This window comes from Phyllobacterium brassicacearum (assembly GCF_003010955.1).
Classification (GTDB): domain Bacteria; phylum Pseudomonadota; class Alphaproteobacteria; order Rhizobiales; family Rhizobiaceae; genus Phyllobacterium; species Phyllobacterium brassicacearum.
The window spans coordinates 1-19,901 of record NZ_PGGO01000024.1; the positions used below are offsets into that span (position 1 = coordinate 1).

At 59.3% G+C, this 19,901-nt stretch carries 20 protein-coding genes and 4 pseudogenes; 13 read left to right on the forward strand and 11 right to left on the reverse strand.

The window, feature by feature from the left end; genetic code table 11:
- Window positions 1-187: pseudogene (locus CU102_RS23430) on the forward strand (IS630 family transposase); the annotation flags it as partial.
- A gap of 581 nt (window positions 188-768) precedes the next feature.
- Here the strand turns inward: CU102_RS23430 and CU102_RS30535 are convergent.
- The 8 genes and pseudogenes from CU102_RS30535 to CU102_RS23465 all read right to left on the reverse strand — a co-directional run.
- Window positions 769-1,036, reverse strand: a pseudogene (locus CU102_RS30535) (ISL3 family transposase); the annotation flags it as partial.
- Complete coding sequence (locus tag CU102_RS30540; protein ID WP_245425500.1) at window positions 1,000-1,377, reverse strand: transposase family protein; 378 nt, start codon at window positions 1,375-1,377, stop codon at window positions 1,000-1,002. The gene CU102_RS30540 and the pseudogene CU102_RS30535, both read right to left, overlap by 37 nt.
- Window positions 1,378-1,556: 179 nt before the next feature.
- Entirely contained in the window at window positions 1,557-2,282 is a 726-nt protein-coding gene (locus CU102_RS23440; protein ID WP_106713569.1) for a ribonuclease activity regulator RraA, read from the reverse strand.
- 18 nt (window positions 2,283-2,300) lie between these two features.
- Window positions 2,301-4,037 (reverse strand): L-arabinonate dehydratase, encoded by a 1,737-nt coding sequence (gene araD, locus CU102_RS23445; protein WP_106713510.1) that lies wholly within the window; start codon window positions 4,035-4,037, stop codon window positions 2,301-2,303.
- A 38-nt stretch (window positions 4,038-4,075) separates the two neighbouring features.
- Window positions 4,076-4,978, reverse strand: a complete 903-nt coding sequence (locus CU102_RS23450; protein ID WP_106713570.1) for a dihydrodipicolinate synthase family protein — start codon at window positions 4,976-4,978, stop codon at window positions 4,076-4,078.
- Window positions 4,979-5,016: 38 nt separating this feature from the next.
- Window positions 5,017-6,516: a tripartite tricarboxylate transporter permease gene (locus tag CU102_RS23455; protein WP_106713511.1), complete on the reverse strand. Its 1,500-nt coding sequence runs from the start codon at window positions 6,514-6,516 to the stop codon at window positions 5,017-5,019.
- A gap of 31 nt (window positions 6,517-6,547) precedes the next feature.
- Complete coding sequence (locus tag CU102_RS23460; RefSeq protein ID WP_106713512.1) at window positions 6,548-7,027, reverse strand: tripartite tricarboxylate transporter TctB family protein; 480 nt, start codon at window positions 7,025-7,027, stop codon at window positions 6,548-6,550.
- Window positions 7,028-7,090: 63 nt separating this feature from the next.
- Entirely contained in the window at window positions 7,091-8,071 is a 981-nt protein-coding gene (locus tag CU102_RS23465) for a Bug family tripartite tricarboxylate transporter substrate binding protein (RefSeq protein ID WP_106713571.1), read from the reverse strand.
- 230 nt (window positions 8,072-8,301) lie between these two features.
- On the opposite strand from CU102_RS23465, the gene CU102_RS23470 reads away from it, so the two are divergent.
- The 3 genes and pseudogenes from CU102_RS23470 (at window position 8,302) to CU102_RS23480 (ending at window position 10,580) form a co-directional block, all read left to right on the forward strand.
- Complete coding sequence (locus tag CU102_RS23470) at window positions 8,302-9,327, forward strand: LacI family DNA-binding transcriptional regulator (protein ID WP_245425495.1); 1,026 nt, start codon at window positions 8,302-8,304, stop codon at window positions 9,325-9,327.
- A 187-nt stretch (window positions 9,328-9,514) separates the two neighbouring features.
- Window positions 9,515-10,224 (forward strand): annotated as a pseudogene (locus CU102_RS23475) (IS6 family transposase).
- A 53-nt stretch (window positions 10,225-10,277) separates the two neighbouring features.
- The gene (locus CU102_RS23480; RefSeq protein ID WP_245425496.1) at window positions 10,278-10,580 is read left to right on the forward strand and encodes an enoyl-CoA hydratase-related protein; all 303 of its coding nucleotides are present in this window, start codon (window positions 10,278-10,280) and stop codon (window positions 10,578-10,580) included.
- On the opposite strand, the gene CU102_RS30545 is transcribed toward CU102_RS23480, so the two are convergent.
- Window positions 10,568-10,783: a hypothetical protein gene (locus tag CU102_RS30545; protein ID WP_245425503.1), complete on the reverse strand. Its 216-nt coding sequence runs from the start codon at window positions 10,781-10,783 to the stop codon at window positions 10,568-10,570. The two genes, CU102_RS23480 and CU102_RS30545, sit on opposite strands and share 13 nt — an antisense overlap.
- On the opposite strand from CU102_RS30545, the gene CU102_RS30550 reads away from it, so the two are divergent.
- The 5 genes and pseudogenes from CU102_RS30550 to CU102_RS23490 all read left to right on the forward strand — a co-directional run.
- Complete coding sequence (locus tag CU102_RS30550; protein ID WP_245425497.1) at window positions 10,716-10,907, forward strand: hypothetical protein; 192 nt, start codon at window positions 10,716-10,718, stop codon at window positions 10,905-10,907. The two genes, CU102_RS30545 and CU102_RS30550, sit on opposite strands and share 68 nt — an antisense overlap.
- The gene (locus CU102_RS30555; protein ID WP_245425504.1) at window positions 10,844-11,026 is read left to right on the forward strand and encodes a hypothetical protein; all 183 of its coding nucleotides are present in this window, start codon (window positions 10,844-10,846) and stop codon (window positions 11,024-11,026) included. Before CU102_RS30550 ends, CU102_RS30555 begins: the two co-directional genes overlap by 64 nt.
- A gap of 5 nt (window positions 11,027-11,031) precedes the next feature.
- Entirely contained in the window at window positions 11,032-11,514 is a 483-nt protein-coding gene (locus CU102_RS30560) for a type 1 periplasmic-binding domain-containing protein (RefSeq protein WP_245425501.1), read from the forward strand.
- Entirely contained in the window at window positions 11,463-11,828 is a 366-nt protein-coding gene (locus CU102_RS30565; protein WP_245425502.1) for a type 1 periplasmic-binding domain-containing protein, read from the forward strand. Before CU102_RS30560 ends, CU102_RS30565 begins: the two co-directional genes overlap by 52 nt.
- Window positions 11,783-11,920: pseudogene (locus CU102_RS23490) on the forward strand (winged helix-turn-helix transcriptional regulator); the annotation flags it as partial. The gene CU102_RS30565 and the pseudogene CU102_RS23490, both read left to right, overlap by 46 nt.
- A 260-nt stretch (window positions 11,921-12,180) precedes the next feature.
- Here CU102_RS23490 and CU102_RS23495 read toward each other — a convergent pair.
- Window positions 12,181-12,930, reverse strand: a complete 750-nt coding sequence (locus tag CU102_RS23495; protein WP_106713513.1) for a response regulator transcription factor — start codon at window positions 12,928-12,930, stop codon at window positions 12,181-12,183.
- The gene (locus tag CU102_RS23500) at window positions 12,927-14,861 is read right to left on the reverse strand and encodes a hybrid sensor histidine kinase/response regulator (protein ID WP_106713514.1); all 1,935 of its coding nucleotides are present in this window, start codon (window positions 14,859-14,861) and stop codon (window positions 12,927-12,929) included. The genes CU102_RS23495 and CU102_RS23500 overlap by 4 nt, the downstream gene beginning before the upstream one ends.
- Window positions 14,862-15,074: 213 nt before the next feature.
- On the opposite strand from CU102_RS23500, the gene CU102_RS23505 reads away from it, so the two are divergent.
- The 4 genes from CU102_RS23505 to CU102_RS23520 are packed head-to-tail and all read left to right on the forward strand — an operon-like array spanning window position 15,075 to window position 19,825.
- Window positions 15,075-15,878: an ABC transporter ATP-binding protein gene (locus tag CU102_RS23505; protein WP_425351595.1), complete on the forward strand. Its 804-nt coding sequence runs from the start codon at window positions 15,075-15,077 to the stop codon at window positions 15,876-15,878.
- Entirely contained in the window at window positions 15,875-17,869 is a 1,995-nt protein-coding gene (locus CU102_RS23510) for an AMP-binding protein (protein ID WP_106713515.1), read from the forward strand. The genes CU102_RS23505 and CU102_RS23510 overlap by 4 nt, the downstream gene beginning before the upstream one ends.
- A complete protein-coding gene (locus tag CU102_RS23515) occupies window positions 17,866-18,759 on the forward strand; it encodes a branched-chain amino acid ABC transporter permease (protein WP_106713516.1) in 894 nt (297 codons plus the stop codon). Before CU102_RS23510 ends, CU102_RS23515 begins: the two co-directional genes overlap by 4 nt.
- Window positions 18,760-18,763: 4 nt before the next feature.
- The gene (locus tag CU102_RS23520) at window positions 18,764-19,825 is read left to right on the forward strand and encodes a branched-chain amino acid ABC transporter permease (RefSeq protein ID WP_106713517.1); all 1,062 of its coding nucleotides are present in this window, start codon (window positions 18,764-18,766) and stop codon (window positions 19,823-19,825) included.
- The last annotated feature ends 76 nt before the right edge of the window (window positions 19,826-19,901 follow it).

The window sequence follows — 19,901 nt, forward strand, 5'->3', positions numbered from 1 at the left end:
GAAATATTCCCCCGACCTCAATCCGATCGAACAGGTCTTTGCCAAGATCAAGCACTGGATGCGCCAGGCTCAAAAGCGAACCGTCGACGACACCTGGCGCCATCTCGGCTACCTCGCCAACACCATCGAACCAGACGAATGCGCCAACTACTTTACCAACGCAGGATACGCTTCGGTGAAAACATGAAACGCTCTAGAGCAAAGGTCAGGTCCTTCAGGATTGAGGGATACCGACCCGACGGCGGCGAAATCTCACATTTAAAGGCAAGAAATGACGTCCAGCGCATTGTGTCTCAGATTTAGAGGCAAAGCGACAACTGGCATGCCACGCTTGTGCGTCCGACACCTGCACAGCTTCTGTCGAGCGATCTCGGCTACACCACTCTATTGGCCAGTGCCCCCGGGCTGCGTGCTCAGCACCGCAGCACATCCCTTATTTAAGACCAGCCGAGACAGATGGCTGCAAACCACCTTTTCATTGATCCCAAGTAGCCCAGTGATGTTGGGCGAACGTCACTACAGTGCCGCTAGCGGCACGACATCGTCCATTGTATCCTCGCTGTAACTCGTCATCAGAACAGCAGGGAGGCCAATGTGGCCGCCTTGACATTCACTGAGGTCTCAGGCGCTCCAGCTCGTTGAGCCGCTTGAGTGCCTCCTGCTGGCGGAGCATTCCGTAATTGATGCCGCTCGCGTTCAGCGTGCTGCCCTCCTGATACGGGAACTGGTGTCGCTTTGCTCTTTCCTCAATTTCTGTGATTAAAATGGCAGCACTGGCGAAACGCATGATTGCGATGAGATTGGTTTCGATGGCATTGTCAATCCATTCATCCAGCGCACTCGCATTTCTACTACGTAAGATGCCGCTGAAGCGCATGGCCAAGGTCCGCATCTTGGCGAACGCCTCTGAGCCTTTCTTCAAGGCATCGACTTTTCTCGCTTGCCGGTTGGTCAGCAGGCGCGGCTTCATGCACAAAGCTGCGGCAATAACGGAAGAAATTACATGGCCGGTATCGGGATCACGAACCGGTTCCGGAGCGCGCTCTTCTGTGGAAATATCATCCATCCTTGCTGTTCGGCGCGTGTAGGGTAAAGCAATCTTGGGCAACGGTCTACGAAGGTTCGCCGCCGGCATTTCAGCTGTCTACACTGCCATCGATTCAGTGTGAGCTTAATTTTCACGACTTGGCCCTGAACTGGCAAGTCCTGGAGGCTGCGGTTGTGCCAACCGTGCCGGTAACGGCTTCGCGTTCCACAATCCGGGCAGACTCCGATTGGTTTCGCAGCGGCGGAAACAACCCAATTTCCTTCATCTTGAAGAGTGATACCCGGAACTCTGACCCCTGGGCCGGGCGTCCGTTTCGATTTCGTTCGCATAAACGCAGATAGCAATGCGCCCACTAATTGTCTGTTAACCACACAATTTGAGGAAGAACCGAATTAAAGGCAAAGCGACATCTAAGTAGGCCCCAGCGATAAACTCGACCCAATCGGCTCCTCGGCCATCCTGGTCGAATAGCATTTGGCTAAGCACGATCCGTTAAGGCGACGCCACCCTATCGCTGTGTTCGGTCTTTCCATTCCTCATAATCGGACTGAGCCTTGTCCGTTGTTGGCGGATAAAGACCAATGACAGCGGCGCCTGCGACTACCTGCTCCAGCACGAAATCCTCGAAGCTTTCCATTCCGATGCATTCGTCCGCGATCTCGTCGGCCAGATGCGCCGGGATCACCATCACGCCGTCGCCGTCGCCCAGCATCACGTCGCCGGGAAACACCGGGGCGTCGCCGCAAGATATCGGCACGTTGATGTCGAGCGCCTCGTGCAGCGTCAGGTTGGTCGGCGCCGATGGCCGTTGGTGATAGGCCGGCATGTCGAGCTTGCCGATACCCTCGGCATCTCGAAAACCTCCATCGGAGACGACGCCGGCGCAACCGCGCATGGCAAGCCGGGTGACGAGGATCGACCCGGCGGATGCCGCTCGGGCATCCTTGCGGCTGTCCATCACAAGCACATGGCCTGCCGGGCAGGTCTCCACCGCCACCCGCTGTGGGTGGTCGGCATTGCGGAACACGGTGATCGCATTGCGGTCCTCACGCGCCGGAATGTAACGCAGCGTGAAGGCCTGGCCGACCATGTTGACCCCCTTCCAGGCCACAGGATGGACATTCTGGATGAACTGGTTGCGAAGGCCCCTCTTGTAGAGGGCGGTCGCCACAGATGCCGTCGAGACCTTCATCAGCTTGGCACGGGTCGAATCGGATAATACGTAGTCGGTCATGTTCATCTCCGGATCTGGTCAGTTGATCACCGGTTCATCGACCTTGGGGCCGAAGTCGGTCTTGAGGAAATCGAAGTCGCAGCCCTTGTCGGCCTGCTCGATATGCTTGGAAAACATCAGGCCGTAGCCCCGGCCATAGCGTGGCGGCGGCGGCATCCAAGCGGCGCGTCGTGCATTCAATTCCTCGTCCGTGACGAGCATATTGAGGCTGCGCGCCGGGATGTCCATCTCCACCATGTCGCCGGTTCTGAGTAGCGCAAGCGGCCCGCCGACATAGGCTTCGGGAGCCGCATGCAGCACGCAAGCGCCGAAGGACGTGCCCGACATGCGGGCATCCGATATCCGCATCATGTCGCGCAGGCCAAGCTTCAGCAGGGCCTTCGGCATGGGAATCATGCCCCATTCCGGCATGCCCGGCCCGCCTTGGGGGCCGGCATTGCGCAGTACCAGTACCGTGTCCGGCGTCAGCGGATAGTCGGGATCGTCTATGATCTTCTTGAGCTCGGCGTAGCTGTCGGCCACCAGCGCGGGTCCCTTGTGCAGATGGAATTTGGGATCGCAGGCGGCGGGCTTGATAACGGCGCCATCCGGGCAGAGATTGCCCTTCAGGACGGCCAACGAGCCTTCGTGATAGACGGGGTTGGTCAGAGGCCGGATCACGTCCTCGTTCCAGATCTTCACCTCTTCAAGCCCGTCGGTCAGCGGCGTGCCGGTGACGGTGATCGCCGAACTGTCGAGCTTGTCGCCGAGCTGCTTCATCAGGGCGCGCAGGCCGCCGGCATAGTAGAAATCCTCCATCAGGTAGGACGTACCGGATGGCCTGATGTTGGCGATGACAGGCGTGGTCCGGCCGATACGGTCGAGGTCGTCGAGTTCCAGCGGAATGCCGGCGCGCCGCGCCATGGCGATCACATGAATTATCGCATTCGTCGAGCAGCCCGTTGCCATGGCGACGGTCACGGCATTCTCCACCGCGACGGGCGTAACGATCCGGACCGGCGTCAGGTCCTCCCAGATCATCTCGACGATACGGCGGCCGCATTGCGTCGACATGCGCTGATGGCCGGCATCCGCTGCCGGAATGGAGGATGCGCCCGGTAGAGTCAGCCCCATGGCCTCGGCGATCGCCGTCATGGTCGAGGCGGTTCCCATGGTCATGCAGTGGCCGTAGGAGCGGGCGATCCCGCCCTCGATGCCCTGCCATTCCACCTTCGAGATGGTGCCGGCCCGGCGCTCGTCCCAGTATTTGAAGCCGTCGGTGCCGGAGCCCAGATACTTGCCGGCGTAATTGCCGCGCAGCATCGGGCCGGCCGGAAGAAAGATGAAGGGCAGGCCCATGCTGAGCGCGCCCATGATCAGGGCGGGTGTGGTCTTGTCGCAGCCGCCCATCAGCACGGCGCCATCGACCGGGTGTGAGCGCAGCAGTTCTTCCGCCTCCATCGCCAGCATGTTGCGATAGAGCATGGTGGTGGGCTTGACGAAGTTCTCCGACAGCGACAGCGCCGGAAGTTCCATCGGAAAACCGCCGGCTTGCAGCACGCCGCGCTTCACCCATTCCACCCGATCCTTGAAATGCATGTGGCAGGGCTGCGCATCCGACCAGGTGTTGAGGATCGCGACGATCGGCCGCCCCTCCCAGTCTGCCGCGTCGTAGCCCATCTGCATGGTCCGCGAGCGGTGGCCGAAGGAACGCTGGTCGTCGGGAACCATCCAGCGCGCCGATCGCAATTGTTCGTAGGTTTTTCTCAGTGTCATCTGCGCCTCCGGTTTCGCTTGGACCGCCTTGCTATCGCTCAGAAGCGGATTTCATTTGAATTGATGAATGCGTGCAGCGTTGCTTGTTGGGTATCAGTCAGCGGCCAGGCCGACGGCGCACGCGTCGCCCCGCAATCATGGCCGATGGCGGCCAGCGCGGCCTTCACGCCGGTGACATTGGTGCCATTCAACTCCTCGGCGCGGATATCCTCGAAGGCTTTCATCCCGGCAATCAGCCTGTTGGCCGCGCGGTAATCCCCGGCTTCAAGGGCTGTATGAATGGCAACCGAGCGCTGCGGCCAGACATTGATGAGACCTGATGTAAAGCCGCGTGCACCGACCGCGTAGAAGGCCGGCGCCCAAACTTCGGCAAGCCCGCCGACCCAGACGATGCCGGGATCGGTGGCGCCGATCGCCTCGGCCAGCTTCAGCGGATTGGGCGTGGCCCATTTGACGCCGATGACGGAGGGCAGTTCGCAAAGCTCCCGGATCGCCTTGATGCCGATGGCATCGTTTCGAAGGTAAAGCACGATCGGCAGTCCTTCGGCGGCGTCGGCGACCGCGCGCACGTAGTCAACCAGGCCGCGCGGTGCGGAAAAGGGATCTGGCGGTTGGTGGATCATCAACGCTGCGGCGCCTGCTTCCCGCGAGGTCCGCGCCAACCGGCAGGCGTCGCGCACGCCGCGCCCCACTCCTGCCAATAGGGGCACACGCCCGCCCACATATTCCGCCGACGCTCTTGCCATGGTCTCGGCCTCGTCGATCGTCAGCGCATAGAACTCGCCCGTATTCCCATTGGCGACAAGGATGTGAACGCCCACAGCAATTGCCTTGTCGACGATCGCCTTCTGGCGCACCGGATCGATCTCGCCCGTCTTGTCGTAGGGGGTGACCAGAATACCCGAGATGCCCCTCAGGGCGGAACGAAGATCTGAAGTCATTATACCGTCCATCCTTCTGTCTGGTGTCGTCGCGCCGGTCATTCCGTAAATGCTTCGTCACGTTTGCGGCTGATGCTCGGCGCGAGGACTAGTGCGAGAACGATCATGGCCGCTACGAGCAGCGCGAGGCTGAGCGGGCTTCGGACGAAGACGGTCGGATCGCCTTGGCTGATGAGCATGGCGCGCCGCAGATTTTCCTCGAGCATCGGCCCTAGAATGAAACCGAGCAGCAATGGCGCGGGTTCGAACCGCAGCTTGCTGAGTGCAAACCCGATCACGCTGAAACCGGCCATGATGAACACGTCGAAAACACTGTTATTGATGCTGTAGGCACCGATGCAGCAGAAGCCGATGATCGCCGGAAACAGCAGATGATAGGGGATGGTCAGCATACGGACCCAAAGGCCGATCAGCGGCAGGTTGAGGATAACCAGCATCAGGTTCCCCGACCACATCGAAACGATCATGCCCCAAAACAGCGCCGGTTCGTCTGAGATCACATTCGGCCCTGGCGTGATGCCCTGCAGGATCATTGCACCGACCATCAGGGCCATCACGGGATTGCCCGGAATGCCAAGGGTCAGCATGGGGATGAACGACGTCTGCGCGCCGGCGTTGTTGGCCGCCTCCGGCGCCGCCACGCCCTCGATCGCGCCCTTTCCAAATTCGGCCCGGTTCGGCGAAACGCGTTTCTCCATCGCATAAGCCGCAAACGAGGCGAGCATGGCGCCCCCGCCGGGTAACACACCAAGCAGCGAGCCCAGCGCTGTGCCGCGTAGCACCGGACCACGAATGCGTCTGAAATCGTCGCGGTTCAACATCAGGCCGGTGACTTTCTTGACACCGACCGACCGCTCCTGCTCGTGCTCGAGATTACGCAAAATCTCGCAGATGCCGAATATTCCCATGCTGACGGCGACAAAATTGAGACCGTCATAGAGCTGCGGCACGTCGAAGACGTAGCGTGGGGTGCCGCTCTCGACATCGGTCCCGATCGATCCCAGCAGAAGGCCGAAGACGATCATAGCGAAGGCTTTCGACAGCGAACCACTTGCTAGCGCCACGGACGCCACCAATCCGAGGATCATCAGCGAAAAATACTCAGCCGGTCCGAATTCCAGCGCGACAGCGGCAAGTGGCGGAGCAGCAACCGCAAGAAGAACCGTCGCCACAGTGCCGGCGAAGAAGGAGCCGAGCGCCGCTGTTGCCAGCGCAGGACCGGCCCGACCCTTTCGCGCCATCTGGTAGCCGTCGATCGCGGTGACTACGGACGAGCTTTCGCCGGGCAGGTTGATAAGGATCGCGGTTGTAGAACCACCATACTGCGCGCCATAGAAGATGCCGGCGAGCATGATGAGCGCCGATTCCGGCTGCAGTCCAAAGGTGATCGGCAGCAGCATGGCTATGGTCGCTGTCGGTCCGAGTCCAGGCAATACGCCGATGGCGGTGCCGAGCAGGCATCCGACAAAGCCATAGGCCAGATTTATCGGCTGGAAGGCGGTGGTGGCTCCAAGCCACAGATCGGAAAAGATGTCCATCACAAGTTCCCGCTGAAGGCATCAGTTAGCATCAGCCGGCTCCGCCGAGGATCGGGATCCACGGCGCGAAGGCGCTAACGGGCAGCGACAGAAGTCGCGTGAAGAGAACGACCGAGCAGACGGCCATGAACAGGCCAAGCGCCACTGACCGGCGCCAGCTTGCATATTTGCTGGCGAAACTGACCGCGACGATCATGGCCAACATTGTCGGAGCCAATCCTAGGCCCGGCATCGCCAGCCCGAAGAAAATTGGCGCCAGGATAACTAGGCCGAAGGCCTTCCAGTTCGCCGGCTCAGCCGGTTCGTCCTTGCCCATGACGACAAGCGATTGGACAATGATGATCAGTCCGATCGCGACAAGCAGAAGACTGAGCATCGTCGGGAAGTAGCCCGGTCCCATCTGGAACGAGTTCCCGACCTCCAAATCCCGACCAAACCAGATGAACAGCAGGCTGACAAGTATCATTCCCAGGCCGCCGATGAAGTCGCGGCCATTTCTAATCTGCAACATGGCTTCAATGTCCCGAGACGATTAGGCGCCGGCCGAGACTGTGCCCGGCCGGCGAACGAAATGTCATTGCAGCGGAATGTTCGCCGCCTTGATCACCTCGGCCCATTTCGCTGTTTCGTCCTTGATGAAGCTGGCAAATTCCTCGGAGGTATTGCCGACGGGCGTCGCGCCCATCCCTTCGATTTTCGCCTTCATCTCCGGCTCGTGAAGAATGGCCTGAACTTCCTTGCTCAGCTTTTCGAGAATTTCTGGGGGCGTACCGGCCGGGGCGAAAATACCGTGCCACGAGGTTGCCTCGAAGCCGGGAATGACGCTGTCCATGGTCGGCACGTCGGGCAGCAGCGATGCCTTGTCGAGGCTGGTGACGGCCAGCGCGCGCAGCTTGCCGGCCTTGACCTGCTGGGCAGCCGTGGGGATATTGTCGAACATGAAGTCGATATGGCCGGCGACAACATCCATGATTGCCTGGCTGCTGCCCTTGTAGGGCACATGGGTGATCTTGACCCCGGCCTTGGTGGCCAGAAGTTCACCGGCGAGATGGATGGATGTTCCGACGCCAGAGGAAGCATAGGTATGCTTGCCCGGCTCCTTCTTGAGCAGTTCGATCAGTTCCTCAACCGAATTGACCGGCAGCTTCTCGGAATTGACCACCAGAACGTTCGGCAATATGGCGATCAGCGACAGTGGCGCAAAGCCCTTCTCCTTGTCGTAGGGAAGGGACTTGAACAGGGTCTGGTTGATGGCATTCGAACTGACCGTGCCCATGCCGATCGTGTATCCGTCTGGCGCGGCGCGTGCGAGATCGCCCAGGCCGACATTGCCGCCGGCGCCAGGCTTGTTTTCCACGATGAAACGTTGGCCGAGCCGTTTATCCAGTTGCTCGGCAACGAGGCGGCCGAAGGCATCGGTGTTGCCCCCTGCGGCAAACGGCACGATGACGGTAACCGTCTTGCTGGGATAATCATCGGCGTGGCTCGTCGGGGCCAATGCGGCATAGACGGACGCGGCAAGGGCAGCCGCCTTGAACAGTCGCTTCAACATCATGAATTCCTCCTCAATTGGCGCCGTTTGCGCCAGCGTCAAAACACTCGACCTCCGGCTCCTCCCGGATATGAAAGCGCTTTCATTTTAAAGCGATGTGACATATTGGCAAGCGCAGGCTTCAATAAATTAATCACTGAAAATCAGTATATTAGCTCTGCACAGACAAAAACTTGCCGAATGCCCTTGCGTAATGACAAAATGAAAGCGTAAATCATTTTGTTCGGGAGTTCATGATGAGAAGACGCGATAAAACGACCCAGTCCGACCTGGTAGGTCCCGTTACCCTGGCGGACGTCGCAAAACTTGCCGGGGTTTCACCCGTCACTGTTTCTCGCGCCATCAATACACCCGCGCTGGTAAAGTCGCGCACACGGGAAGCCGTCGAGAGGGTAATCGCCAAGACCGGTTACGTTCCTAATCTTCTGGCGGGTGGATTAGCGTCACGCCGGACCCGGCTGGTCGCGGCAATCGTGCCTTCGGTTTCGAGCACGATCTTCGCAGAGGCGATCGAGGGCTTGAACGCCGAGCTAGTGGCGGAAGGCTATCAGTTATTGCTGGGTCTCTCCGGATATGATCTGCAAAGGGAGCTCGAGCTTACGCGGGCCATCCTTGCCCGACGGCCCGACGGCATCATCCTCACTGGCATCACGCATTTGAAAGAGACGCGGGCGATGCTGACTGGCGCAGGGTTGCCGATCGTCGAGATCTGGGACTCCACACCTTCGCCGCTCGATACAGCCGTGGGCTTCTCCCACTACGATGTCGGCGCACTGGTCGCGGAGTTCCTTCTCGCCAAGGGCTACGATCGCTATGCTCAGATCGGCGCCAACGATCCGCGCGCCGTACAGCGCAGGGACGGCTTCATCAACCGGCTTCTGGGCATCGCCGCCGTGGAACTGCCGGCGATCGAGATGCACTCTCCCTCGACCTTCCGCGATGGTCGCGAGGCGCTGGCGCAACTGCTCGACCGTGGAACTGGTTCGCTTGCGGTATTTGGAAGTTCCGACGTGGTTGCTCACGGAGCATTGACGGAAGCGATTTCCAGGGGATGCCGGATACCCGATGACGTCGCGATCATCGGCTTCGGCGATTTGGACTTTGCGCCGCATACCTATCCATCGTTGACAACCGTCCGCATTGACCGCCGCATGATCGGCACCCAGGCGGCGCGCTCGATCTTGGCCAAGATTGCAGGTAAACCCGTTGCGCCACTGATCGAGATCGACTTTGAGATCGTCAAGCGACTCTCAGCATAGGCAGAATGCTCATCTCAAGCGAGAGTCCTCGCATTCTGGTCTTCTCACCTTCCCCAGTACACAGCCGCGCCCGACAGGATCCCATAGGTGATGGCTGACAGCACCACGATAACGTAAAGCGTTATTAGGTCCAAGCGGTGGCGTCGCTTTGACGGATTGTGCTGAGCGAAATGCCATTCGACCCAACATGACCGAAGAGCCGCTTAGCCATTACCGACGCCATCGCTTTCCAGCCTCGATTATTGCCCACGCGGTGTGGCCCCTACCGGTTTCCGCTGAGCCTGCGCGATGTCGAGGACCTGCTTGCCGAGCGCGGCATTGATCTGTCATTTCAGACCGTGTCGGAGTGGGTGGCAAATTCGACCTCAGGTTGCTTGTCAGCTACGGCGGCGATCTCGCGGCAGCTTCGCCGACAAATGGCACCTCGGTGAGATGGTCGTGTCGATCAAAGGCGGGAAATACAGGCTATGGCGCGCTGTTGATGCCAACGGCTACGTTCTCGACGCTCTTTTGCGATGCCGCGGGAACAGGATTGCGGCTCTTCGGCTGATGCGCAAGCGGCTCAAAAGCGAGGGCGCCACGCCAAGGGGAATGGTGACCGACAAGCTGCGCTCGTACGCCGCCGCAAAAGCCGAGTTGATGCCCAGCGTCGAGCATCGCTCGCACAAGGGCTGAACAATCGCGCTGAAAATTCTCATCTTCCGATGCGGCGACGAGAGAGGCGTATGATGCGCTTCAAGTCGCCGCGGCAATGTCAACGTTTCGTTTTCAGCCCATGGCCAGATCGCCAACCTTTTCCATCTCCATCGAAAATATCTCGCCGCCGCAGACCACCGCCAACTCCGCGCCATCGCCGTCACGGCCTGGCGTGAAATCACGTTGTCGAGCGCGCTCTAAAGCTCGGCACACGAGCCTCACCGCGGCTGTGATTAGTTAATGCGATGCGATACATGCTCACTGGAGATCATTGGACCGCCGAAGATGCATACCGGATGGGCGTCCTGCAGGAGATCGTTAAGACGCCCCAAGGTGCCCTTGATCGCGCGATTGAGATCGCCACCAAGATTGCAGTATGTGCGCCGCTCGGCGTGGCGACGACTCTGGCCTCAGCGCATTTGGCCGTCGATTCCGGTGATGCCGAAGCGTTCTCGGAACTCGGCGCGCAATATGCCGCGCTTTATCGCACGAAAGACTTCATCGAAGGCCTGACCGCGCAAGCGGAAGGTCGTCCGCCCGTCTTTCACAGCAACTGAACCGAAAGAGGGCATTGCAAGTCGTGAATGACCTGAAGCGGCCATGGCCAGACGAAATATGAGCAGCCAATCAGAGCAATCCAGCCCGGTGACGCTGCGGACATCGCCGAGCTTGCGGGCGTCTCTCCCGTCACCGTGTCGTGTGCGATCAACACGCCCAATCTGGTGAAACCGACAACGCTGGAGGCGATCGAACGGGTCATTGCAAGGACCGGCTACGTGCCGAATTTTCTTGCCGGTGGACTGCGTCCCGTAGAACCAGGTTGTTTGCGGCCATCGTTCCATCGGTGTCCAGCACGATCTCCGCCGAGGCGATCGAAGGTTTGAACGCCGAACTCGTCGCGGAAGGCTATCAACTCCTGCCGGGCCTGTCCGGCTATGACCACCAGCGGGAGATGGAACTGACGCGCGCCATCTCGCGCGGCGGCCCGATGGCATCATCCTGACCGGTATCACCCCATCTGAAGGAAACGCGGCGAAGTTGACAGGGGCAGGGTTGCCGATCGTTGAAGTTTGGGATTCAACCCCGTCGCCACTCGATACCGCCGTCGGCTTTTCGCACTATGATGTCGGCGCCTTGGTCGCCGAATATCTTATGACGAAGGGCTATGATCGGTATGCGCAAATCGGCGCGAACGATCCTCGCGCCGTTCAGCGCAGGCATGGGTTCATTAAACGGCTCTCTGGTGTTGCGAGGGTGGAGCTCCCCGATATCGAGATGAAGTCGCCCTCGACCTTCAACGACGGGCGAAAAGCATTGACGCAGTTGCTTGACCAGGGAAGGGGATCGCTTGCCGTGTTTGGAAGTTCCGACGTCGTGGCCCATGGAGCGCTGACGGAAGCGATCGCAAGGGGGGTTGCAGAATATCTGAGGATGTCGCGATCGTTGGGTTCGGCGACTTCGACTTCGCGCCTCACACTTATCCGTCGCTGACTACAGTTCGCATCGATCGCCGGATGATTGGTACAAAGGCGGCGCGGTCGATACTAAAAAAGATCTCCGGCGAGACTGTCGAGCCCATGATTAAAATCAATTTGAGATTGTCGCGAGGCGTTCGGCTTAGGGCGCTCCGTGAAAGGGTCCTCGTTGGTTTGATGCTTGCCTTGACAGCGCGGCACAGACCAAAGCCAACAGCGGGAGGTCGAAGGCGCAAGAGATTTCCCTCAGGCGACATGAAAATCTCTCGAGCCAGCCGTGTCCAATCGCCAGGAGTCTCGCCTCAGTCGGCGACACCTGGAGCATGCTGATCATGCGCGATTCTCATGCGGGACCCACCCGATTTGATGAGTTTCGCCAGAGCCTGGGCATCGCACCGACAATGTTGACCAATCGGCTGGCCAAGTACTCGTTGCCTGCGGCTGGCGGCGCCAAGAATCCGGAAGTTTACCTGCGCCATGGCCTCGTGGCCGGTGTTTTCGAACAGGGTCGTCGCTACGCGTTTGTCAAGCTCCCGATCGGCTGCGACCGAGATTGCAATTCGGTTAAGCGATACAGGAGAAGTCCCCAATCTCTCGTACGAGTCGCAGCTAATGCGTTTCAGGCTCGCGATCGGGCGTCCCAATCGGCCTGTAACGGCGGACAGTGGTAGCCAAGACGGTTTCAGGAACCCGTCTTTGTGTCTAGCCACTCAACAGAGGGTGTGAATATGTAACCAGCTCCGTAAACGGTTCGAATATGCCGAACCCGCTGGGTGCCGCCGTCCAGCTTCTTGCGAAGACGTGAGACCCTCACATCGACGCTGCGATCGAAGGGTTCCTCGCCATTTGCAAACAGCGTTTGTAGCAGGTAGTCACGGGTTATAACGCGGCCTTGCGTATCCAAGAAGATGCGTAGAAGTTCCGCCTCGGCCCGAGAGAGTTTGTAGGGCTTGCCTTCGGTGTCCGTGAGGACGAAGCGCCCGAAATCACAGGTCCAGTCGCCAAAATGGGCCACGAGCTGTTCGGTCGTTTCCTGTGACATTCCGGCATGTCCTTCTTGCCGACTTGCGCGGCGCAGGACCGTTTTCACGCGTGCGACGAGTTCGGCAGGCTCCACCGGTTTTGACAGATAGTCGTCCGCTCCCTGCTCAAGTCCCTTGAGTTTGGCATTGAGGGATGTTCGTCCGCTTACCACAATCGTCGGAATGGCTTCGGAGCCCAGTTCTTCCCCCAGCAGGCAAAGCCCGTCACCGTCAGGCAGACCGAGATCGATGATGCAGAGCGATGGGCGGCGAGTCTTCAGAGCGGACCGGAATTCCCGCAGCCGGCGAAAGTGTTCGACTTCTGTTCCGGATTCTTCCAATGCTCGACGAAAAACCGACGCCAGATCGACTTCATCCTCCAGAAGATAAATCAAGTTGGATGTGCTCACGTATTGGGGCCTCCTTTTTCAAAGGAGGATGTTTGCGAATTTGCCAACGCGATAGCGATGGCCGTCACATCGCAAGGCTTGTGCATGATGCTGATGCCATCGGGCAACTCCTTGCTCACGGCTTCCGCGCCGTAACCGGACAAAAGCACGATAGGCAGGTTGCCGCGAAGCTTGCGGGCCGCGGTTGCCAACGCGATGCCGTCCATCACGGGCATGGAAACGTCCGACACGATGGCGGAGACGGCGGAGACTTGCTTCAGGATTTCCAGGCCTTCCGCGCCGTTTTCGGATTCGATAACGCTTGCCCCGGCGGCGACCAGATCCCGCCGCAAGACGCGCCTGACCGCCTGTTCGTCATCGACGAGCAGCACCAGCTTGTTCTTCAACGGATAGCCTTCGGGTCCTTGTGCCGACTCGGTTTCGCTGCCGGCGACCGCGCCGGTTGCTGCTGGCAAAGTCAGCAAGAAGAAGGTGCCCCGCCCAGGTTCGCTTTCCACCGCTATCGAGCCGCCCGAATCGGTGATGAAGCCATGCACCATCGTCAGCCCAAGACCGCTTCTGCTCTGGTCGCTCTTCGTCGAGAAAAACGGCTCGAAAATTCGAGCGCGCGTTGTCTCGTCCATGCCCGGTCCATTGTCCGACACAGCGATTGCGACCGCCCCATCTGCATTCGCGCTCGTACGGATAGTTATAGATCCGCCGGAGCAGTTCATCGCATCGGCGGCATTGATCACCAGATTAATGAGACTCGTTTCCAGAAGAGCTGGGTCGGCAAAGGCTGCAGGCGTGTTTTCGTCGCATTCGCATATCAGCCCAATATCTTCCCCCAGTGATGGACGCAGCAACTTCGCAATTTCTCCCACACATTCGGAAACGTCCACCTTGGAGGGCGAAATAGGTTGACGGCGGGCGACAGCGAGAAGTCTGCGCATCAAGTCAGCACCCCTTCGTGTCGCCCTTATCGCCGGTTCCAACATCTCGCTCCTGAGATATTCGTCATGTATCCGGTCCGAAAGCGGCTTCAGATTGCCCAGAATAATCGTCAGCAGATTATTGAAATCGTGCGCAATGCCGGACGAGAGTTGCCCAAGCGCGTCCATCCGTTGCGCCTGGAGCAGAGCATCAAGTGCCTGCTTTTCCCTAGTGACGTTGACGCTGAGCACATAAAAGCCGTTGATCGTCTGGTCGCTTGACCGATCCGGCCTGAGCAAGGTGCGGATATCCAGGCGCCGGCCGTCGGGAAATGTGATAGGGGTGTCGAACGTCTGGGGTTCGCCGCAAATTGCCTTTTCGAAATAACGGGAAACATAGTCCCACACTTCCGGCGGCAGAAGATCCCGCTCCCGCATTCCGATGATCTGCTCAGGCTTAAGGTTATAGGCCTTGGCGAACCGCCCATTGACGAACTGGAACTGACCGGAAATGTCGACATAGGCAATCCCTGCGGGCACCTCATTGGCTATGAGGCGCAGTCTTTCCTCGCTTTGCCTCAACTCGTCGGTGCGCTTCAGAATGCGTCGCTCGAGATCCATCTCCCTGCGTCTTTGGGCAGTGATATCGGAGTAGACCGTGGCGAACCCGCCGCTTGGCAACGGCCATCCCGATACGAGAACGACGACGCCGTTGGGACGTACTCTCTCCAGCGTGTGTGGTCTGAATTCCCATGCCGCCCGAACCCGTTCTTCGACCATGGTTTCGACGTCGCCGGCGCCGTATTCACCTCTTTCGGCATTCCAGCGGATTATTGTCTCGAACGGGGTTCCCGGCCGCGCCAGTTCTTCGGACAAACCGAGCAAATCGCAGGCGCTCTTGTTGACGTAGACAAGATTGAGGTTTGCGTCGAAAAGGGTCAGGCCTTGATCGATACAGTTCAGGCCCGCCTTCAGCGCCTCCAGGGACTGCTCGTTCGTCATAGGACTTGCCATAGCCATCTGCCTCCTCCCAACAGTTGACTTTCGACCAGACTGACAGAACAGGTGTGGCCTTGCCAAGCGGCGTCCATCGATTTTGCAAAAATTCCTTTCTGGAAAAATTCTGGCAACAATTGTGTCCGATGTCTCTCAAGACGCCGCAGAAACGGCGTGGAATCGGATTGTACTGAGCGAACGGGAGGAGTGCGCTTGGCAGATAACGGTGAAATCTTGTTGCGCGTCGATGACGTCTCGCTTCAGTTCGGAGGCCTCAAGGCGCTGAGCAACGTGTCTTTCGCGGTGCGAAAGGGAGGGTTGTTCTCGCTGATCGGACCTAACGGAGCCGGTAAGACATCCATGCTCAACTGCATTTCGGGCCGCTATCGCCCGACAAGCGGCAACCTGACCTGGAACGGCGAGGATATTCTGAGACATTCGGTCAACGACCGTGCCCATCTCGGCATCGGTCGCACCTTCCAGAACCTTGCGCTTTTCGGTCACATGAGCGTTCTGGACAACATTCTGGTCGGACGCCACCACAAGCTGCGGAACAATTTCCTGACCGGCATGCTCTATTGGGTCGGAGGAGCCCGGCGCGAAGAGCTCGAGCAGCGCCGCTTTGTCGAAGACATTATCGATTTTCTGGAAATCCAGCATGTGCGGCACGAGCCTGCAGGGACGCTTTCCTACGGCCTGCGCAAGCGGGTTGAGCTGGCGCGGGCCATGGCCATCGAACCCCGGCTCATTCTTCTCGATGAACCGATGGCGGGCATGAACCTCGAGGAGAAGGAGGACATGGCCCGCTTCATCATCGCGCTCCGGGAGGAGTTCGAGATGACGATCCTGATGATTGAGCACGACATGGGTGTCGTGATGGACCTGTCCGACCAAGTAGCCGTTCTCGACTTCGGCAAGGTGATCGCTTCGGGCGCACCGGAAGCCGTGCTGGCGAATGAACACGTCAAGAAGGCCTATCTGGGCGAGGCGGACGAACTGCTCGACGAATTGGCGGACACGGCAGAGAGGGCGATCGCATGAGCGACATTCGCGTTGACGTCTCGGGAGATGAAGTCCGCTGGCCGGAGCTCGCCGACGATTTGAAGGAGCCGCGCAAGCTCCGGACGTTGCCGAAGCTTTTGCAATACAATGCGGCCCATTTTCCGGAAGAAATCGCCCAACGGGAGAAGGAGTTCGGCATATGGAACAGTTACAGCTGGTCCGATGTGGCCGTTCATGTTTCCCGCATGATGGCAGGCTTCCTGGAGCTTGGGCTCCGGAAAGGGGGCGTCGTCGGTATCATCGGCGACAACAGGCCCGAGTGGGTCTGGGCCGAAGTTGCCGCGCACGCCTGCCGGGCCATGAGCCTCGGCATCTATCGCGATGCGCTTGAGGACGAGATCCGCTATCTCGCCGACTACGCCGAACCAGCGATAATTGTCGCTGAAGATGAAGAGCAGGTCGACAAGCTCCTCAATCTCGCTGATGCCATCCCGTCGGTGCGCGCCATTGTTTATACCGATACACGGGGTATGAAAAAATATGATGATCCCCGGTTGATCTCAATCGAGGAACTGGAGGAGCGTGGCCGCAAACGCATCGAGGCCGAGCCAGGCTTATGGGAACGCATGGTACAGGAGACGGACGGTGGCGACGTCGCCGTTCTGTGCACGACATCCGGCACGACTGCAAATCCGAAACTCGCCGAATGGACCGGCGACGCGCTGCTTGGCCATGCCGCGGCATATTTGCGGGCCGATCCACGCGGCGCGTCCGATGAATATGTGGCGGTTTTGCCTCTTTCCTGGGTGATGGAGCAGATGTACTCGGTTGCCTGGAACTTCCTTTCCCGGATGAAGGTGAATTTCCCAGAGGACGCGCAGACGCTGATGAAGGATCTGCGCGAAATCGGACCGACCTTCGTTCTGCTATCGCCCCGCGTGTGGGAGAGTATCGCCGCCGACGTCAGGGCTCGCATCATGGATACCCGTCCCTGGAAGCGGCGTGTCTACGATTGGGGCGTGGCGCGCGGACTGGCCGCGCTGGACAAGGGCAGCCGGCGCTCGTCCTCAGCGGATCTGCTGCTGTTCCGCCACTTGCGCGATCGTCTCGGTTTCTCGCGTCTGACGTCGGCTGCGACCGGCGGCGCTGCCATGGGACCGGAGACCTTCCGCTTCTTGCAGATCATGGGCCTTCCCCTCAAGCAGATCTACGGGCAGACCGAGGGCTTGGGCGCCTATGTCGTCCACCAGGAAAGCGACGTCGACTACGAGACCGTCGGTTACCCGATGCCGGGCTGTGCCCTGCGGATCCATGATCCAGACCCAGAGGGTCTCGGAGAGGTTCTGACCAGGCACCCGCACATGATGAGCGGCTATTATCGCAACCCGCAGGCAACAGCGGAAAGCTTCACGGAGGAAGGTTGGTTCCGGACCGGCGATGCGGGTTATCTTACCGCGAAGGGCCACCTCGTCGTTGTCGACCGCACTAAGGACCTCGCAAGCACATCCAAGGGAGTGCGTTTCTCGCCGCAGTTTATCGAGAACAAGCTGAAGTTTTCGACTTTCGTTGCAGAGGCCGTGATCCTCGGCAAGGACCGGCCCTATCTGACCGCGATCATCTGCATTCGCTTTCCTATCGTTTCGAAATGGGCAGAGGAACGGCGCATTTCCTTCACCACCTATTCGGATCTCGCGAGCCGGACGGAAACCTATGAATTACTGCGTGCTGAGGTGGAGCGGGTCAACGCGACGCTGCCGCCGCTGCAGCGGATCTCCCGCTTCGTCCTTCTCTACAAGGAACTCGACGCCGACGATGGCGAATTGACGCGCACCAAGAAGATTCGACGCGGTGTGATCGCCGAAAAATACGCTGGCATCATCGAGCGCATCTATGCCGGTGACAGTCACGTCGACATCGATACAGTCATCCATTTCCAGGATGGCAGCAAGCAGCGTGTCGTTACGACCCTGGCCATTGAGACACTGCGTGATGGTGCCAAGATTGTTGCAACGGGGGCCAAAGCCGCATGAACTCCGAACTCCTTATCCAGCTTCTGGTCAACGGTGTCATCGTGGGCATGCTCTATGGCATCGTCGCCATGTGCTTCGTGCTGATCTACAAATCCACCCAGGTTGTGAACTTCGCCCAGGGCGAATTCGTGGTGATGGGGGCCTGGGTCTGCCTTTCCATGGTTGTATCGATGGGACTGCCCTTCTGGCTTGCCTTTCTCTTCACGTTGGCCTTCATGACCGCCTTCGGCGTTGTTGTTCAGATCATCCTGCTGAGGCCTCTGGTCGGCGAACCTGTCATCTCGGTAATCATGGCGACGATTGGCCTTTCGACCTTCATGCGGGCGCTGATGAACTGGATTTTCGGCAACAGCGCCGTGCGCTTTCCGGACGTCTTCAGCCAGTCCGTCGTTTCGATTGCCGGCCTGAACGTCGAGACGGCCTACGTCCTGAGCCTCGTGCTTTCGGTGGCCGTGATGGGGATGTTCTTTCTCTTCTTCCGCTATTCGCGGTGGGGGCTTGCCATGCGGGCGACAGCCTATAGTCAGCAGATATCGCAATCGCTGGGCATTCCGATAGGCCGGGTTTTCGCGATGGCATGGGCAATTTCCGCAGTGGTGTCTGGCATTGCGGGCGTTGTCATCGGCCTTGTCAACGCCGTTTCCAATTCCCTGTCATTCATCGGCATCAAGGTTTTCCCGGCCGTGATCGTGGGCGGCCTCGACTCGGTCATCGGTGCCGTTGTCGGTGGCCTGACAATCGGCCTGCTCGAAAACCTGGCGGAGTTCGTGGACGGTCAGTACCTGCATATCGGCAACATGTACTCGGTCGCCCCGTTCTACGTCCTTCTCGTGATCTTGATGATCAAACCCTACGGCTTGTTCGGCACGCCGAACATCGAGCGAGTATAGCGCCATGACACACGTTCCCAATCCTCGTCCCACCGGTGATTTCCGGACCTCCTATGCGGGAGACCGGACATTGTTTGCCACGCGGTTCGAAACGAATGCGGTGATCGCTGGCGTGCTATTCGTACTGGTCTCTCCCTTCCTGTTCAGCGATTACATCCTGAGCCAGTTCATCATCATCGGCATCTATGGCATCGCTGCTCTCGGCCTGAACGTGCTCACGGGCATGACGGGACAGATCTCGCTTGGTCATGGCGCATTTTTCGGATTCGGCGCCTTTGCGTCCGCCTGGTTCTCCTCAAGGGGCATTCCGGTGCTGTTGTCGATGCCAATGGCCGGGGTGCTGACCATGGCCGTGGGTATGGTCTTCGGCATTCCGGCGGCTCGGCTGAAGGGGCTCTACTTGGCGATCGCCACTTTGGCGAGCCAGTATATCCTCGAGGACTTCTTCGCCCGCGCAGACTGGTTCACCGGTGGGACCTCAGGCTCGCTGGCAGAGACAGCGAACCTGTTCGGCTTTCAGTTCGACAGCGATGGCCGCTATCTTTATCTGGTGCTGTTCTGGGTGATCGTGTCGTTCGTCGGGGTTGCAAACCTGGCCCGCACTCGGGACGGGCGGGCACTGGTCGCAGTTCGCGACCACTATCTCTCCGCCGAGATCATGGGCATCAATCTGACGCACTACCGCATACTGTCGTTCGGACTGGCTTCGTTCTTTGCGGGCTTGGCCGGTGCCCTCTACGGTCACTATCTGGGCTTTGTCTCAGCGGAGGGCTTCACGATCATTCTGTCGATCGAGTTCCTGGCGATCATCATTATCGGCGGCCTCGGCTCGGTTTCTGGCTCTCTGCTCGGGGCGGCGTTCATCCTGCTGCTGCCGCAGGCCATGGAGACCTTCGCCAATGCGCTTGCAACGCTCGTGCCGGCGATCTCCCAGGGCACGGCCTATATAAAGCAGATGAGTGTGGGTGCCGCGATCATCCTTTTCCTCGTGCTGGAACCGGAAGGGCTTGTACATCGCTGGCGCCTGATGCGCGCCAACTGGAAGCTCTTCCCCTTCTCGCATTGAAACCTCAGTCGTCTCGCCGGGGAGAGCGGGACGATCGATCGGGTTTGGCGGTTTGCGCGGCGCCATCTGACCCAAG

Excerpts from the sequence above, each read along its gene's own strand:
- CU102_RS30540 (WP_245425500.1), bottom strand. The coding sequence starts at position 1,377 with ATGCGAACGAAATCGAAACGGACGCCCGGCCCAGGGGTCAGAGTTCCG.
- CU102_RS23440 (WP_106713569.1), bottom strand. The coding sequence starts at position 2,282 with ATGACCGACTACGTATTATCCGATTCGACCCGTGCCAAGCTGATGAAG.
- araD (WP_106713510.1), bottom strand. The coding sequence starts at position 4,037 with ATGACACTGAGAAAAACCTACGAACAATTGCGATCGGCGCGCTGGATG.
- CU102_RS23450 (WP_106713570.1), bottom strand. The coding sequence starts at position 4,978 with ATGACTTCAGATCTTCGTTCCGCCCTGAGGGGCATCTCGGGTATTCTG.
- CU102_RS23455 (WP_106713511.1), bottom strand. The coding sequence starts at position 6,516 with ATGGACATCTTTTCCGATCTGTGGCTTGGAGCCACCACCGCCTTCCAG.
- CU102_RS23460 (WP_106713512.1), bottom strand. The coding sequence starts at position 7,027 with ATGTTGCAGATTAGAAATGGCCGCGACTTCATCGGCGGCCTGGGAATG.
- CU102_RS23465 (WP_106713571.1), bottom strand. The coding sequence starts at position 8,071 with ATGATGTTGAAGCGACTGTTCAAGGCGGCTGCCCTTGCCGCGTCCGTC.
- CU102_RS23470 (WP_245425495.1), top strand. The coding sequence starts at position 8,302 with ATGATGAGAAGACGCGATAAAACGACCCAGTCCGACCTGGTAGGTCCC.
- CU102_RS23480 (WP_245425496.1), top strand. The coding sequence starts at position 10,278 with ATGCTCACTGGAGATCATTGGACCGCCGAAGATGCATACCGGATGGGC.
- CU102_RS30545 (WP_245425503.1), bottom strand. The coding sequence starts at position 10,783 with ATGACCCGTTCGATCGCCTCCAGCGTTGTCGGTTTCACCAGATTGGGC.
- CU102_RS23500 (WP_106713514.1), bottom strand. The coding sequence starts at position 14,861 with ATGGCTATGGCAAGTCCTATGACGAACGAGCAGTCCCTGGAGGCGCTG.
- CU102_RS23510 (WP_106713515.1), top strand. The coding sequence starts at position 15,875 with ATGAGCGACATTCGCGTTGACGTCTCGGGAGATGAAGTCCGCTGGCCG.
- CU102_RS23515 (WP_106713516.1), top strand. The coding sequence starts at position 17,866 with ATGAACTCCGAACTCCTTATCCAGCTTCTGGTCAACGGTGTCATCGTG.
- CU102_RS23520 (WP_106713517.1), top strand. The coding sequence starts at position 18,764 with ATGACACACGTTCCCAATCCTCGTCCCACCGGTGATTTCCGGACCTCC.